Source organism: Streptomyces avermitilis MA-4680 = NBRC 14893 (assembly GCF_000009765.2).
Lineage (GTDB): Bacteria > Actinomycetota > Actinomycetes > Streptomycetales > Streptomycetaceae > Streptomyces > Streptomyces avermitilis.
Genome location: NC_003155.5, coordinates 5,753,079 through 5,768,630, shown reverse-complemented (window position 1 = coordinate 5,768,630; position 15,552 = coordinate 5,753,079). Strand labels below are relative to the sequence as shown.

The 15,552-nt window shown below is 65.7% G+C and carries 9 protein-coding genes and 3 rRNA genes; 2 read left to right on the top strand and 10 right to left on the bottom strand.

Annotation, left to right across the window (positions count from 1 at the left end):
* Positions 1–120: 120 nt before the first annotated feature.
* The 7 genes from SAVERM_RS24425 to SAVERM_RS24395 form a co-directional block, all read right to left on the bottom strand.
* Positions 121–1,293 (bottom strand): acetoin utilization protein AcuC, encoded by a 1,173-nt coding sequence (locus SAVERM_RS24425; protein WP_037648015.1) that lies wholly within the window; start codon positions 1,291–1,293, stop codon positions 121–123.
* Positions 1,244–2,455, bottom strand: a complete 1,212-nt coding sequence (locus SAVERM_RS24420; protein ID WP_010986152.1) for an MFS transporter — start codon at positions 2,453–2,455, stop codon at positions 1,244–1,246. Before SAVERM_RS24420 ends, SAVERM_RS24425 begins: the two co-directional genes overlap by 50 nt.
* Positions 2,456–2,548: 93 nt before the next feature.
* On the bottom strand, positions 2,549–3,250 hold the full coding sequence (locus SAVERM_RS24415; RefSeq protein ID WP_010986151.1) for a VC0807 family protein: 702 nt from the start codon (positions 3,248–3,250) through the stop codon (positions 2,549–2,551).
* Between the two features lie 148 nt (positions 3,251–3,398).
* Positions 3,399–4,043, bottom strand: a complete 645-nt coding sequence (locus tag SAVERM_RS24410; protein ID WP_010986150.1) for an HAD family hydrolase — start codon at positions 4,041–4,043, stop codon at positions 3,399–3,401.
* 77 nt (positions 4,044–4,120) lie between these two features.
* A 5S ribosomal RNA gene (gene rrf, locus SAVERM_RS24405) occupies positions 4,121–4,237 on the bottom strand.
* A gap of 89 nt (positions 4,238–4,326) precedes the next feature.
* A 23S ribosomal RNA gene (locus SAVERM_RS24400) occupies positions 4,327–7,449 on the bottom strand.
* 312 nt (positions 7,450–7,761) lie between these two features.
* Positions 7,762–9,287: ribosomal RNA gene (locus tag SAVERM_RS24395) — 16S ribosomal RNA — on the bottom strand.
* The 16S, 23S and 5S rRNA genes sit together here, the layout of an rRNA operon.
* Positions 9,288–10,139: 852 nt before the next feature.
* On the opposite strand from SAVERM_RS24395, the gene trpS reads away from it, so the two are divergent.
* Positions 10,140–11,135, top strand: coding sequence for a tryptophan--tRNA ligase (gene trpS, locus SAVERM_RS24385; RefSeq protein WP_010986149.1), 996 nt, complete (start codon positions 10,140–10,142; stop codon positions 11,133–11,135).
* Positions 11,136–11,153: 18 nt separating this feature from the next.
* On the opposite strand, the gene proC is transcribed toward trpS, so the two are convergent.
* The 3 genes from proC to SAVERM_RS24370 all read right to left on the bottom strand — a co-directional run bounded on the left by proC (position 11,154) and on the right by SAVERM_RS24370 (position 13,702).
* Complete coding sequence (gene proC / locus SAVERM_RS24380; RefSeq protein ID WP_010986148.1) at positions 11,154–11,963, bottom strand: pyrroline-5-carboxylate reductase; 810 nt, start codon at positions 11,961–11,963, stop codon at positions 11,154–11,156.
* Between the two features lie 123 nt (positions 11,964–12,086).
* On the bottom strand, positions 12,087–12,878 hold the full coding sequence (locus tag SAVERM_RS24375) for an ABC transporter permease (RefSeq protein ID WP_010986147.1): 792 nt from the start codon (positions 12,876–12,878) through the stop codon (positions 12,087–12,089).
* Positions 12,875–13,702, bottom strand: a complete 828-nt coding sequence (locus tag SAVERM_RS24370; protein ID WP_010986146.1) for an ABC transporter ATP-binding protein — start codon at positions 13,700–13,702, stop codon at positions 12,875–12,877. Before SAVERM_RS24370 ends, SAVERM_RS24375 begins: the two co-directional genes overlap by 4 nt.
* A gap of 368 nt (positions 13,703–14,070) precedes the next feature.
* On the opposite strand from SAVERM_RS24370, the gene SAVERM_RS24365 reads away from it, so the two are divergent.
* The gene (locus tag SAVERM_RS24365; RefSeq protein ID WP_010986145.1) at positions 14,071–15,546 is read left to right on the top strand and encodes a SulP family inorganic anion transporter; all 1,476 of its coding nucleotides are present in this window, start codon (positions 14,071–14,073) and stop codon (positions 15,544–15,546) included.
* Positions 15,547–15,552: the final 6 nt, after the last annotated feature.

Sequence of the window (15,552 nt, the reverse complement as noted above, 5' to 3'; positions counted from 1 at the left end):
GGCGTAATCGTGCGATCCTCGGCGCCTCCGTTCGAGGCGGTCGAACGTCAGCCGCCCCCGCCGCCCCGGCCGTCGGCGCCAGGGACGACGGCCGGCGCACCGGGCACGTCCGGCACGCCCCTACGGCAACATCCCGCGCAGCGGAAACGCCGCCTTCCGGGTCGCCAGCACCGCCTGGTCCAGCCGGTCCGCCGGGTCGTACCCGGACTCCCAGTCCGCCCAGGACACCGGCCACCGCCCGTCCGTCATCCGCATCGGCGCCAACTGCCGGGTACGGGCGAAGACTTCCTGCCGCCAGCTCTCCGGGATCATGGACTCGGGCTCCAGCGGACGCCCCGCCGCGATCGCCACGAGATGCGTCCAGGACCGCGGTACGACGTCCACGACCGCGTACCCGCCACCGCCCAGCGCCACCCAGCGCCCGTCGGCGTACTGGTGCGCCAGGTCGTGGCACGCGAGCTGCACGGCACGCTGGGCGTCCAGCGACACGGCGAGATGGGCGAGCGGGTCCTCGAAGTGGGTGTCGGCGCCGTGCTGGGTGACCAGCACCTGCGGCCGGAAATCGGCGATCAGTTCCGGCACCACGGCGTGAAAGGCACGCAGCCAGCCGGCGTCCCCGGTCCCGGCGGGCAGGGCGACATTGACCGCCGACCCCTCCGCCCGGTCGGCCCCGGTCTCGGTCGGCCACCCGGTCTGCGGGAACAGCGTCTGCGGATGCTCGTGCAGCGAGATGGTCAGAACCCGCGGGTCCTCCCAGAAGGCCGCCTGCACGCCGTCCCCGTGATGCACGTCGACGTCGATGTACGCGACCCGCTCGGCACCCAGCTCGAGCAGCCGCGCGATGGCGAGCGAGGCGTCGTTGTAGATACAGAACCCGGAGGCGCCCCCGGGCATCGCGTGATGCAGCCCGCCCGCGAAGTTCACGGCGTGCAGCGCGTCCCCGTGCCACACGGCCTCGGCCGCCCCGACGGACTGTCCGGCGATCAGCGCGGACACCTCGTGCATCCCGGCGAACGCGGGATCGTCCAGGGTCCCGAGCCCGTACTTCCCGTCCGCCGCGTCCGGCTCCGCGGACGCGGCCTTCACGGCCTCGATGTAGTCCTCGCGGTGCACGAGCCGCAGCGTCGACTCCCCGGCGGGCTTCGCCGAGACCACCTCGATCTCCCGGTCGAGACCGAAGGCGTCGACCAGCCGGCGGGTCAACGCCAGCCGGACCGGATCCATCGGGTGATCCGGACCGAAGTCATAGCCCGTTACTGCCTCGTCCCACATCAGCTGTGCGCGGCCGCTCATGTCTGTCACCGTATCGGTCCGTTCCGGACGCGAACGAGCGGGCGTACACCAGTGTCACCAGGACGAGCACCATCGGTACGAGCATGGCACCCCGGTAGCTCCAGGTGTCCCCCAGCGCCCCCACCAACGGCGAGCCGATCAGGAAACCGACGTAGTTGAAGATATTGAGCCGCGCGACGGCCGCGTCCGAAGCCCCGGGAAACAGCCGCCCGGCCGCCGCGAAGGTCCCCGGCACGAGCACACACAGCCCGAGCCCCAGCAGGGTGAACCCGAGCATCCCCACCCAGGCCCCCGGCGCGCCCGCCACCACCGCGAAACCCAGCGCCGCCACCAGCGCGCCGACCCGTACGACGGCCACGGCCCCGAACCGCCGCACCCCGAAGTCCCCGATGGCCCGCCCCAGCAGGGTGGTCACCATGTAGACGTTGTACGGCAGGGTCGCCAGTTGCTCCGAACTGCCCAACACGTCCTGTAGGTACTTCGCGCTCCAGTTCGAGACGGTCGAGTCCCCGATGTACGCGAAGGTCATCACCAGACAGAGCGGCAGCAGCAGCTTGAACACGAGCGGGGTGGCCGCGGCCTCGTGCGCCTGCGGAGAGGGGGCGCTCCCGTCGACGTACCACCGGCTGCCCACCAGCGTGGCCGGAAGCAGCACCAGCACGAGCGGCAGATACGACACCGACAGCGCCATATGCCAGTGCGCCCCGACCCAGGCCAGCGAGGCACCCACGATCCCACCCAGGCTGTACGTGGCATGGAAGCCGAGCATGATGCTGCGTCCGTACGTCCGTTGCAGGCTCACCCCGAGCATGTTCATCGAGGCGTCGAGCGCGCCGACCGCGAGCCCGAAGGCGCCCAGCGCGACCGCCAGTTCGACGAGCCGGTCCCCCCACCCGACCCCGAGCAGCGCAAGGAGCACGACGGGCTGGGACCAGCGCAGCACCCGGCTGGGCGGTATGCGCTTCACCAGATGCTCGGTCGTCACGCTCCCGACGCCGGCGAGGATCGGCACGGCGGCCAGGAAGGCGGGGAGCAGTGCGTCGGAGACCCCGTACCGGTCCTGGATGGCCGGGATGCGCGTCACGAGCAGCGCGAAGGCGACGCCCTGAGCGAAGAAGCCGAACGCCAACGAGGCCCTACCGCGCCGCAGCACATCTGTCATGGCGGCGAGCGTAGGGCCCCGACTTACCGGTGGGTAGATCAAGCCGAAGATGAATTCTGCTCAGCTCTGCGCTGGATCGGTGTGGCTGGGCTTCTACTTGGCCTGCTCGGCGAGCTCGGCCTCCAGCATCTTCTCCATCGGAACGACGCCGAAGCGCCCGCTGACCAGGAAGGCCAGGACCATCGTGGTGATCATGACGACCGTGCCGAGCCCGACCATGGTGTCGATCGGCAGCGTGTACGCGCCCACGACCCGCAGGACGCACTCGCCGAGCAGGGCCACGCCCCAGATGAGAGAGAAGGTCCGCTCGGCCTTCCGGAACCGCGGGGAGGTGGCGATGAGCCGGTCCCAGGCGGCGTTCTTGGCCGCGTCGCCCTTGATGAGGAACGGCTTCATGCCCGCCGTCATCATCGGCTTGCCGAGCTTCACGGACACCAGGATGCCGATGCCGATGGCGCTGCCGGCCCCGCTGTCCTTGGCCAGCATCAGCCGCGGGTCACCGGCGACGAGGCTGAGGGCCAGGGCGACGACGTTGACGAAGAGGATCAGCCCGGCGAGGGCGTTGACCTTGCGCTCCTTCACCGCACTCCACACGGTCCGGACGGCCGGCACCACGGTGCTCCAGCCGAGCGCCGCCATGGTGCTCATGCCGAACCCGTTCTTCAGGAGGTAGTACGCCCCGACCGGCACCGCCACGTCCAGGATCAGCGGCAGGAAGCTGGGCCGGGCGGCGGCCGTGCCGGTCGCCGCGGCGGCGGTCGCTTCGGTGCTGGTCTCGATGGCCGTGATGCTCATGATCGGGTCCCTCCGTCGTCACTGTGTACGTCCCGCTTCCTGATGTACTCAGCTTCGCGGCCGGACCCCGTGCGGCAGTAGAAACGATCGTCCGGAGCTGGGCGTGACAAATGTCAGTGCCGCCCGGTGGCCACCGTCATGGTCTCCGTCATACGAGCAGGTCAGCCAACTCTCCCAGGTCGGAAAGGAGTTGAGTGGCACCGGCGAGCTTGGCGGCGGGGGTCATGGCGGTGTACCCGAAGACGTCCATTCCCGCCGCGTTCGCCGCCTGCACGCCCAGGGGACTGTCCTCGACGACGACACACCTCTTGGGTGGTACGCCCATGCGCTCGGCCGCGTACAGGAACAGATCCGGCGCCGGCTTCCCCCGCCCGACGTCCTGCGAACTGAAGATCCGCCCGTCCTCGAACCACCGGTCGAGCCCGGTCTTGCGGTGCCCGACCCGGATCCGCTCATGGCTCCCGGACGAGGCGACGCAGTACGGCACCCCGTCGGCGGTGAGCTTCTCGAGTATGTCCACGGCGCCGGCGACGGGTTCCAGCTCTCGCTCGAACGCGGCGAACACCCGGCCGTGGAAGACCTCGTCGAAGTCGTCGGGCAGCCGCTGCCCGGTCCGTTCCTGGACGAGGTCGTGTACGCGATGCATGGCGGCGCCCATGTAGTCGCGGAGGGACTCCTCGTACGAGGTCGGATGGCCGAGCTCGGTGAGATAGGCGGCGAGGAGCGTGTTGGAGAGGGGCTCACTGTCGACGAGGACGCCGTCGTTGTCGAAGATGACGAGGTCATAGCGCATGGCTCGACCCTAAACGACCCGGGAAAACAGAAAACCCCCGCACCGGGAATCCCGGGCGGGGGTTTTCTATAAAATTTGTTCGGCGGCGTCCTACTCTCCCACAGGGTCCCCCCTGCAGTACCATCGGCGCTGTAAGGCTTAGCTTCCGGGTTCGGAATGTAACCGGGCGTTTCCCTCACGCTATGACCACCGAAACACTATGAAACTGTCAACCGCACCATCCCGTGACCATGGAATGGGGTTGTTCGTGGTTTCAGAACCAACACAGTGGACGCGAGCAACTGAGGACAAGCCCTCGGCCTATTAGTACCAGTCACCTCCAGCGGTTACCCGCCTTCCAGATCTGGCCTATCAACCCAGTCGTCTACTGGGAGCCTTACCCTCTCAAGGAGGTGGGAATACTCATCTCGAAGCAGGCTTCCCGCTTAGATGCTTTCAGCGGTTATCCCTCCCGAACGTAGCCAACCAGCCATGCCCTTGGCAGGACAACTGGCACACCAGAGGTTCGTCCGTCCCGGTCCTCTCGTACTAGGGACAGCCCTTCTCAATATTCCTGCGCGCGCAGCGGATAGGGACCGAACTGTCTCACGACGTTCTAAACCCAGCTCGCGTACCGCTTTAATGGGCGAACAGCCCAACCCTTGGGACCGACTCCAGCCCCAGGATGCGACGAGCCGACATCGAGGTGCCAAACCATCCCGTCGATATGGACTCTTGGGGAAGATCAGCCTGTTATCCCCGGGGTACCTTTTATCCGTTGAGCGACGGCGCTTCCACAAGCCACCGCCGGATCACTAGTCCCGACTTTCGTCCCTGCTCGACCCGTCGGTCTCACAGTCAAGCTCCCTTGTGCACTTACACTCAACACCTGATTGCCAACCAGGCTGAGGGAACCTTTGGGCGCCTCCGTTACTCTTTAGGAGGCAACCGCCCCAGTTAAACTACCCATCAGACACTGTCCCTGATCCGGATCACGGACCCAGGTTAGACATCCAGCACGACCAGACTGGTATTTCAACGACGACTCCACCCACACTGGCGTGCGGGCTTCAAAGTCTCCCAGCTATCCTACACAAGCCGAACCGAACACCAATATCAAACTGTAGTAAAGGTCCCGGGGTCTTTCCGTCCTGCTGCGCGAAACGAGCATCTTTACTCGTAGTGCAATTTCACCGGGCCTATGGTTGAGACAGTCGAGAAGTCGTTACGCCATTCGTGCAGGTCGGAACTTACCCGACAAGGAATTTCGCTACCTTAGGATGGTTATAGTTACCACCGCCGTTTACTGGCGCTTAAGTTCTCAGCTTCGCCAAACCGAAGTTTGACTAACCGGTCCCCTTAACGTTCCAGCACCGGGCAGGCGTCAGTCCGTATACATCGCCTTACGGCTTCGCACGGACCTGTGTTTTTAGTAAACAGTCGCTTCTCGCTGGTCTCTGCGGCCACCCCCAGCTCACCAAGTAAATTGGATCACCAGTGATGGCCCCCCTTCTCCCGAAGTTACGGGGGCATTTTGCCGAGTTCCTTAACCATAGTTCACCCGAACGCCTCGGTATTCTCTACCTGACCACCTGAGTCGGTTTAGGGTACGGGCCGCCATGAAACTCGCTAGAGGCTTTTCTCGACAGCATAGGATCATCCACTTCACCACAATCGGCTCGGCATCAGGTCTCAGCCTTAATGCGCGACGGATTTACCTATCGCACGGCCTACACCCTTACCCCGGGACAACCACCGCCCGGGATGGACTACCTTCCTGCGTCACCCCATCACTCACCTACTACCACCTTGGGTCAGCGGCTCCACCACTCCCCTTTGCCCGAAGGCTCCAGGGCGGCTTCACGGCCTTAGCATTAATGGGCTCGATGTTTGACGCTTCACAGCGGGTACCGGAATATCAACCGGTTATCCATCGACTACGCCTGTCGGCCTCGCCTTAGGTCCCGACTTACCCTGGGCAGATCAGCTTGACCCAGGAACCCTTAGTCAATCGGCGCACACGTTTCTCACGTGTGTATCGCTACTCATGCCTGCATTCTCACTCGTGAACCGTCCACCACTGCCTTCCGGCGCGGCTTCACCCGGCACACGACGCTCCCCTACCCATCCATACAGGCGTTGGCCCTATTGTATGAATGACACGACTTCGGCGGTACGCTTGAGCCCCGCTACATTGTCGGCGCGGAATCACTAGACCAGTGAGCTATTACGCACTCTTTCAAGGGTGGCTGCTTCTAAGCCAACCTCCTGGTTGTCTGTGCGACTCCACATCCTTTCCCACTTAGCGTACGCTTAGGGGCCTTAGTCGATGCTCTGGGCTGTTTCCCTCTCGACCATGGAGCTTATCCCCCACAGTCTCACTGCCGCGCTCTCACTTACCGGCATTCGGAGTTTGGCTAAGGTCAGTAACCCGGTAGGGCCCATCGCCTATCCAGTGCTCTACCTCCGGCAAGAAACACACGACGCTGCACCTAAATGCATTTCGGGGAGAACCAGCTATCACGGAGTTTGATTGGCCTTTCACCCCTAACCACAGGTCATCCCCCAGGTTTTCAACCCTGGTGGGTTCGGTCCTCCACGAAGTCTTACCTCCGCTTCAACCTGCCCATGGCTAGATCACTCCGCTTCGGGTCTTGAGCGCGCTACTAAATCGCCCTATTCGGACTCGCTTTCGCTACGGCTTCCCCACACGGGTTAACCTCGCAACACACCGCAAACTCGCAGGCTCATTCTTCAAAAGGCACGCAGTCACGACGCACCGAGTAAACTCGATGCGCGACGCTCCCACGGCTTGTAGGCACACGGTTTCAGGTACTATTTCACTCCGCTCCCGCGGTACTTTTCACCATTCCCTCACGGTACTATCCGCTATCGGTCACCAGGGAATATTTAGGCTTAGCGGGTGGTCCCGCCAGATTCACACGGGATTTCTCGGGCCCCGTGCTACTTGGGTGTCTCTCAAACGAGCCGCTGATGTTTCGACTACGGGGGTCTTACCCTCTACGCCGGACCTTTCGCATGTCCTTCGCCTACATCAACGGTTTCTGACTCGTCTCACGGCCGGCAGACCGTAAAAGAGAGATCCCACAACCCCGTATACGCAACCCCTGCCGGGTCTCACACGCATACGGTTTGGCCTCATCCAGTTTCGCTCGCCACTACTCCCGGAATCACGGTTGTTTTCTCTTCCTGCGGGTACTGAGATGTTTCACTTCCCCGCGTTCCCTCCACATACCCTATGTGTTCAGGTATGGGTGACAGCCCATGACGACTGCCGGGTTTCCCCATTCGGAAACCCCCGGATCAAAGCCTGGTTGACGGCTCCCCGGGGACTATCGTGGCCTCCCACGTCCTTCATCGGTTCCTGGTGCCAAGGCATCCACCGTGCGCCCTTAAAAACTTGGCCACAGATGCTCGCGTCCACTGTGCAGTTCTCAAACAACGACCAACCACCCGTCACAACCCGCCGAAGCAGATCTTTACCGGGGCCGGCACTGAAGGCAGCCACAATCGGCCGTACCCTCAGACACCCAACAGCGTGCCCGACACCCTCGCCCTCCCATGTTCGCTTTCCACGCCGAAGCAGTACTTGCCAACCTGAGCAGGTCGAGTGTGCCGAATAATCAACGTTCCACCCTTGAGCAACCAGCATCAGACAGTCGCTGATGTACTGGCCTCTGACCTCACCCCGAAGGGATCGGTAAGAAGTGCTCCTTAGAAAGGAGGTGATCCAGCCGCACCTTCCGGTACGGCTACCTTGTTACGACTTCGTCCCAATCGCCAGTCCCACCTTCGACAGCTCCCTCCCACAAGGGGTTGGGCCACCGGCTTCGGGTGTTACCGACTTTCGTGACGTGACGGGCGGTGTGTACAAGGCCCGGGAACGTATTCACCGCAGCAATGCTGATCTGCGATTACTAGCAACTCCAACTTCATGGGGTCGAGTTGCAGACCCCAATCCGAACTGAGACCGACTTTTTGAGATTCGCTCCACCTTGCGGTATCGCAGCTCATTGTATCGGCCATTGTAGCACGTGTGCAGCCCAAGACATAAGGGGCATGATGACTTGACGTCGTCCCCACCTTCCTCCGAGTTGACCCCGGCGGTCTCCTGTGAGTCCCCATCACCCCGAAGGGCATGCTGGCAACACAGAACAAGGGTTGCGCTCGTTGCGGGACTTAACCCAACATCTCACGACACGAGCTGACGACAGCCATGCACCACCTGTACACCGACCACAAGGGGGGCACTATCTCTAATGCTTTCCGGTGTATGTCAAGCCTTGGTAAGGTTCTTCGCGTTGCGTCGAATTAAGCCACATGCTCCGCTGCTTGTGCGGGCCCCCGTCAATTCCTTTGAGTTTTAGCCTTGCGGCCGTACTCCCCAGGCGGGGAACTTAATGCGTTAGCTGCGGCACCGACGACGTGGAATGTCGCCAACACCTAGTTCCCACCGTTTACGGCGTGGACTACCAGGGTATCTAATCCTGTTCGCTCCCCACGCTTTCGCTCCTCAGCGTCAGTAATGGCCCAGAGATCCGCCTTCGCCACCGGTGTTCCTCCTGATATCTGCGCATTTCACCGCTACACCAGGAATTCCGATCTCCCCTACCACACTCTAGCTAGCCCGTATCGAATGCAGACCCGGGGTTAAGCCCCGGGCTTTCACACCCGACGTGACAAGCCGCCTACGAGCTCTTTACGCCCAATAATTCCGGACAACGCTTGCGCCCTACGTATTACCGCGGCTGCTGGCACGTAGTTAGCCGGCGCTTCTTCTGCAGGTACCGTCACTTTCGCTTCTTCCCTGCTGAAAGAGGTTTACAACCCGAAGGCCGTCATCCCTCACGCGGCGTCGCTGCATCAGGCTTTCGCCCATTGTGCAATATTCCCCACTGCTGCCTCCCGTAGGAGTCTGGGCCGTGTCTCAGTCCCAGTGTGGCCGGTCGCCCTCTCAGGCCGGCTACCCGTCGTCGCCTTGGTGAGCCACTACCTCACCAACAAGCTGATAGGCCGCGGGCTCATCCTGCACCGCCGGAGCTTTTAACCCTCACAGATGCCTGCGAGAGTATTATCCGGTATTAGACCCCGTTTCCAGGGCTTGTCCCAGAGTGCAGGGCAGATTGCCCACGTGTTACTCACCCGTTCGCCACTAATCCACCCCGAAGGGCTTCATCGTTCGACTTGCATGTGTTAAGCACGCCGCCAGCGTTCGTCCTGAGCCAGGATCAAACTCTCCGTGAATGTTTTCCCGTAATCGGGACGACACACACGAGAGCGGAACAGCCGGGCGGAATAAGCCCAGCCGTTCACAGCGTCCTCGCTGTGCGCCTACCGAACAACGTCGGCAGGACTTTTTCAAAGGAACCTCGTCCCAGCCGATCGGCCGGAGACGGGGTATCAACATATCTGGCGTTGATTTTTGGCACGCTGTTGAGTTCTCAAGGAACGGACGCTTCCTTTGTACTCACCCGAGAGACTCTCTCAGGCTTTCCTCCGGGCGCTTCCCTTCGGTCTTGCGTTTCCGACTCTATCAGACCGTTTTCCGATCCGATTTCCTCGGTGCTTTCCAGGTTTCCGCTTTCGCGTTTCCCTTTCCGGCGGTTCCGACTCTATCAGATCCTTTCGGGCCTGATTCCCAGTCAGCGGGAGTTGTCTTCGTGGCCGTTGGGCCGTTCCGACGAGTGAGACTTTAGCGGAATCCTTGCTCCCGAGCTAATCGGGGTTGCGTCCTTTCGAACGCGGATTCCTCATTTCGCAAACGCGCATGAAAACGAGGCGATGACGAGTCACCGTTCGTTGGGTGCTTGCTGCGGAATGGCTGTCCGGGGACCGACCTGGGTCGGCGCTCACGTCGGACAACTCGGAGAACAGTACGGATCGGGTCGGGGCGTGTCAACTTCACTCCAGGAGGCCCCTCTGAGGCGTACTCTCGCCCCTATGACTACGCGTACGTGTACCCAGCAGTGGTGGGCCGCCTGACGGCGGCCGTACACACGTATGTACTCAACGGCCGCCGCCTCGGCGGCCGTTCTCGTTTCTCCCTCCAGAGGGTCGGCCGGCCGGCGGTGGCGGTCTCGACCAGGAGGTGGAGAGATGAAGCGGATCTTCAGCGGGGTCAAGCCGACCGGGCATCTGACGCTGGGGAACTACCTGGGGGCCGTGCGGCGGTGGGTCGACGTCGATCAGCACGGGGCCGACGCGCTGTTCTGCGTCGTCGACCTGCACGCGCTGACCGTGGACCACGATCCGGCGCGGGTGCGCCGGCTCAGTAGGCAGGCCGCGACGCTGATGCTGGCGGCGGGGCTGGATCCGGAGCTGTGCACCGTGTTCGTCCAGAGTCATGTCGATGAGCACGCGCGGCTGTCGTATCTGATGGAGTGCGTCGCCACGGACGGCGAGATGCGGCGGATGATCCAGTACAGGGAGAAGGCCGCGCGGGAGCAGCAGCGCGGCGGGAGTGTGCGGCTGTCGCTGCTGACGTACCCGGTACTGATGGCGGCGGACATCCTGGCGTACGGGACGGACGAGGTGCCGGTCGGGGACGACCAGACTCAGCATGTGGAGCTGACCCGGGATCTCGCGGTGCGCTTCAACCAGCGGTACGGGCACACCTTCGTCGTGCCGCGGGCCACCCGTCCGGAGGTGGCGGCCCGGGTGATGAATCTGCAGGAGCCGACGTCGAAGATGGGCAAGAGCGATGACGTCGGGCCCGGGATCGTCTATCTGCTCGACGAGCCCGAGGCCGTACGGAAGAAGGTCATGCGTGCGGTGACCGACAGTGGGCGGGACGTGGTGTACGACCGGGAGTCGCGGCCGGGGGTGTCCAATCTGCTGGAGATCCTGGCCGCGTGTGAGGGTGGGAGCCCCGAAGCCCTGAGCGGTGCGTACGCGTCGTACGGAGCTTTGAAGAAGGACACCGCGGAGGCCGTGGTCGAGCTCCTCAGGCCTCTCCAGGAGAGGCACAAGGCGTTGTGCGCGGAGCCGGGCTACGTGGAGGGCGTGTTGCGGGACGGCGCGCGCCGGGCCCGAGAGCTGGCGAGGCCGAGAGTCGACGCGGCGTACCGGGCGATCGGGTTGCTGGAGGCGTAACCGCCGCGCCGGGGCGGGTCAGCTGCTGCCGGAGGCCAGTTCGCGGCTGCGGTCGCGGGCTGCCTCCAGGGCGGCGATCAGTGCGGCGCGTACCCCGTGGTTCTCCAGTTCGCGGATCGCGTTGATCGTCGTGCCGGCCGGTGACGTCACGTTCTCGCGGAGCTTGACGGGGTGCTCGCCGCTGTCGCGGAGCATGATCGCGGCGCCGATCGCGGACTGGACGATCAGATCGTGCGCCTTGTCGCGGGGCAGTCCCAGCAGGATGCCCGCGTCCGTCATGGCCTCGACCAGATAGAAGAAGTACGCCGGGCCCGATCCGGAGAGTGCGGTGCAGGCGTCCTGCTGGGATTCCGGGACGCGCAGGGTCTTGCCGACCGCGCCGAAGATCTCCTCGGCGTGCGCGAGGTGCCCGGCGGTGGCGTGGCTGCCGGCGGAGATGACGGACATGGCCTCGTCGACGAGCGCGGGGGTGTTCGTCATGACCCGGACGACGGGGGTGCCCTGAGCGAGGCGCTCCTCCAGGAAGGAGGTGGGGATGCCTGCCGCGCCGCTGATGACCAGGCGGTCGGTGGGGACGTGCGGCGCGAGCTCGGTGAGGAGGGTGCCCATGTCCTGCGGCTTGACCGTCAGGATCAGGGTGTCGGCGGTCTTGGCGGCCTCCGCGTTGGTGACCGGGGTGACGCCGTGGCGCGCGCGGAGCTCTTCGGCGCGCTCGGGGCGGCGGGCGGTGACCAGGAGGTCGGTGGGGGCCCAGCCCGCTCGGATCATTCCGCTGAGCAGGGCTTCGCCGATCTTGCCGGTGCCGAGGACTGCGACTTTCTGGGTCATGGTGCGGGTGCCCTCCGGGGGGTGCGTCGTCCTGGGGTCATCCTCGCACCGGGGGCGGGCGTGCTGCCGGGGTGTCCGTTGGGCGGGACAGCCGTCCGGGCGCAACAGCCCTCGGCCGGTGGTTCATGGCGTGCGGCGGCGCAGGGTTGCCGCGCCCAGGGTCAGGACCAGGAGGGCGCAGCCCGCCACGATCAGTGCGTCGCGTACGAAGGTCGCCGTCATGTCGGTGTGCTTCAGGACCTCGTTCATGCCGTCCACCGCGTACGACATGGGGAGGACGTCGGAGATGGCCTCCAGGGCCGGGTGCATGGCGGAGCGGGGGGTGAACAGGCCGCAGAGGAGGAGTTGGGGGAAGATCACGGCCGGCATGAACTGGACGGCCTGGAACTCCGAGGAGGCGAAGGCGGAGACGAACAGGCCGAGAGCCGTGCCGAGCAGGGCGTCCAGGAGGGCGACGAGGAGCAGGAGCCAGGGGGAGCCCGTGACGTCGAGGCCCAGGAACCAGACCGCGAGCCCCGTGGCCAGGGCCGACTGGATGATCGCCAGGGCGCCGAAGGCGAGGGCGTAGCCCGCGATCAGGTCGCCTTTGCCGAGGGGCATGGCGAGGAGGCGTTCCAGGGTGCCCGAGGTGCGCTCGCGCAGGGTGGCGATCGAGGTCACGAGGAACATCGTGATCAACGGGAAGATGCCGAGGAGTGAGGCGCCGATGGAGTCGAAGGTGCGCGGACTGCCGTCGAAGACGTAGCGCAGCAGGAACAGCATCACGCACGGGATGAGGATCATCAGCGCGATCGTGCGCGGGTCGTGGCGGAGCTGGCGCAGGACGCGGGCCGCCGTCGCGGTCGTACGGGAGTGGTTGATCGCGCTTCCGCCGAAGGGGCCGGCGGTGGTGGTCGGGGTCGCGGTGGTGGTCATCGGACCGGCTCCTTTCCTTGGGCTGTCGCGGCGGGGCTCGCCGCGCTCGCCTCGTCGACCAGGCGCAGGAAGGCGGCTTCGACGGTCTCCGATGCCGTACGGGTGCGGAGGGCGTCCGGCGTGCCGTCGGCGAGGATCTCGCCCTCGCGCATGAGCAGGAGGCGGTGGCAGCGCTCGGCCTCGTCCATGACATGGGAGGACACGAGGAGGGTGGCGCCGCGGTCGGCCGCGATGGCGTGGAAGAGGGTCCACAGGTCGCGGCGCAGGACGGGGTCCAGGCCGACCGTCGGTTCGTCGAGGACGAGGAGTTCCGGGGTGCCGAGGAGAGCGACCGCGAGGGAGACGCGGCTGCGCTGGCCGCCGGAGAGGTTGCCGGCGAGGGCGTCGGCGTGCGAGACGAGGTCGACGTCGGCGATGGCGCTGGTGACGTGCGCGCGGCGGCGCTCGGCGGCGGCTCGGCCCGGGTCGAGGATCGCGGCGAAGTAGTCGAGGTTCTGGCGGACCGTGAGGTCGTCGTAGACGGAGGGGGCCTGGGTGACGTAGCCGATGCGGGAGCGCAGGGCGGGGTCGCCGGCCGGGAGGCCGAGGACGTCCAGGGTGCCGGTGACCTTGGCCTGGGTGCCGACGATCGAGCGCATCAGGGTCGACTTGCCACAGCCGGAAGGGCCGAGCAGGCCGGTGATCCGACCGGGCGGGACGGCGAAGTCGAGGCCTTTCAGGACCTTGCGGGTGCCGCGTACGACGGTGAGGCCCTCGGCGCGGACGGCGAGGGCGGGAGTGGCCGGGTTGCCGGGGTCGGGTGGGCGAGGACGCCGAATATTCATCACATGATGAATAATGCTCCGGCGGCACCGCACCGTCAAGTGGGGGCGCGGCGTCAAGTGCGGTCGCACTGGAGGGCGCAGGCGCTCGGCGGAGTGATCGGAAGGGGAGACTCCGCGGGCTTGTGCTTCCGCTCTCACCAGACGGTGGCGACGGGCCGGTGCGCGATCAACGCCCTTTCCTGACAATGGATTTCAGTGCACGGTCATATGCCGCGCCCTGTTCCCCGTGATCCCCGCCATTCCTCGCGATTGCTCGTGGTTCCTCGCGATTGCTCGTGGTTCCTCGCGAACTCGCGCCGAGCCCTCCCCCGGTTCGGCGGCCCACGCATCTCCCGTTTGATCCGTTCGCAGCCGGAGGTGCAGTTGTCATGCGTGTCGTAGATGTCGCAGATGCCGTAGGCAAGCTCGTGAACCGGTCCGGCAAAGCCGATCTGTTCGCGTCCCTCGTCGTGTTCCTCGTGGCGCTTCCGCTGTGCGTGGGAGTCGCCGTGGCATCCGGGGTGCCGGCCGAACTGGGGCTGGTGACCGGGATCGTCGGCGGGCTGGTCGCCGGGGCGCTGCCCGGCAGCAGTTTGCAGGTCAGCGGGCCTGCGGCTGGGCTGACGGTCCTGGTGTACGAGGCCGTGAAGACGTACGGCCCTCAGGCGCTCGGCGTGCTCGTGCTCGGCGCCGGGCTGGTGCAGCTGGCGCTCGGGGTGCTGCGGCTGGGGCGGTGGTTCCGGGCCGTGTCCGTGGCCGTGGTGCAGGGGATGCTCGCCGGGATCGGGCTCGTACTGGTCGCCGGGCAGGTGTACGCGATGGGTGACGTTCCCTCGCCCGCGAGCGGGGCCGCGAAGCTGGCCGGGCTGGTCTCGCTGCCGGGGGACGTGGCTCCGGTGGCGCTGTTGACCGGCGGTGCCACCGTGCTCGTCCTGGTGCTGTGGCCGCGCTGGCGGCGCGGGGCGCGGGCCGTGCCGGCGCCGTTGCTGGCGGTCGGGCTCGCGTCGGCCGCGACGGCTCTGTTCGATCTGCCGGTGCGGCGGGTGGAGGTGCGGGGCCTGCTGGATGTCGTACGGCCGCCCTCGGTCGGTGATCTGGGGCGGCTCACGGAAGTGGGCGTGCTCGGGACGGTGGTCGCCTTCGCGCTGATCGCCTCCGCGGAGTCGCTGTTCAGCGCGGCCGCGGTGGACCGGCTGCACGGGGGAAGGCGGACCGACTACGACCGGGAGCTGATCGCGCAGGGCACCGGCAATGCCGTGTGCGGGGTGCTGGGGGCGCTGCCGATGACCGCGGTGATCGTGCGGAGCGCGGCGAATGTGCGGGCCGGGGCGCGGACCAAGGCGTCACGGGTGCTGCACGGGGTGTGGCTGCTCGTCTTCACGGCTCTGCTGCCGGAAGTGCTCGGGGTGATTCCGGTGGCGGCGCTGGCCGGGCTGCTGGTGCACGCGGGGGCCAAGCTCGTGCCCGTACGGGAGCTGGGGGCGTTGTGGCGGGCGCATCGGGGGGAGGCCGTGGTGCTCGGTGTGACGGCGGTGGCGATCGTGATCGGGAACCTGTTCGAGGGCGTACTCGTGGGGCTCGCGCTTGCCGTCGCCAAGACCGCGTGGGACATCAGCCATGTGCACGTGGAGACGGAGGATCTGGGGGCGGCGGGGATCGTCGTGCGGGTCGTCGGCCACGCGACGTTTCTGCGGCTGCCGAAGCTGCTGGACGCGTTGGAGGCGTTGCCGCACGACCGGGAGGTACGGCTGGAACTCGGCGGGCTGCGGCATGTGGATCACGCGTGCGCGGCGGCACTGGACGGATGGGCCGCCGCGCGGCAGGGGGGTCAGGGGCGGGTCGCGACGAGCAGTACGTCGCCGTAGGGACGG

Coding starts and splice junctions, on each gene's coding strand:
- SAVERM_RS24425 (WP_037648015.1), bottom strand. CDS start 1,293: ATGAGCGGCCGCGCACAGCTGATGTGGGACGAGGCAGTAACGGGCTAT.
- SAVERM_RS24420 (WP_010986152.1), bottom strand. CDS start 2,455: ATGACAGATGTGCTGCGGCGCGGTAGGGCCTCGTTGGCGTTCGGCTTC.
- SAVERM_RS24415 (WP_010986151.1), bottom strand. CDS start 3,250: ATGAGCATCACGGCCATCGAGACCAGCACCGAAGCGACCGCCGCCGCG.
- SAVERM_RS24410 (WP_010986150.1), bottom strand. CDS start 4,043: ATGCGCTATGACCTCGTCATCTTCGACAACGACGGCGTCCTCGTCGAC.
- trpS (WP_010986149.1), top strand. CDS start 10,140: ATGAAGCGGATCTTCAGCGGGGTCAAGCCGACCGGGCATCTGACGCTG.
- proC (WP_010986148.1), bottom strand. CDS start 11,963: ATGACCCAGAAAGTCGCAGTCCTCGGCACCGGCAAGATCGGCGAAGCC.
- SAVERM_RS24375 (WP_010986147.1), bottom strand. CDS start 12,878: ATGACCACCACCGCGACCCCGACCACCACCGCCGGCCCCTTCGGCGGA.
- SAVERM_RS24370 (WP_010986146.1), bottom strand. CDS start 13,702: ATGAATATTCGGCGTCCTCGCCCACCCGACCCCGGCAACCCGGCCACT.
- SAVERM_RS24365 (WP_010986145.1), top strand. CDS start 14,071: ATGCGTGTCGTAGATGTCGCAGATGCCGTAGGCAAGCTCGTGAACCGG.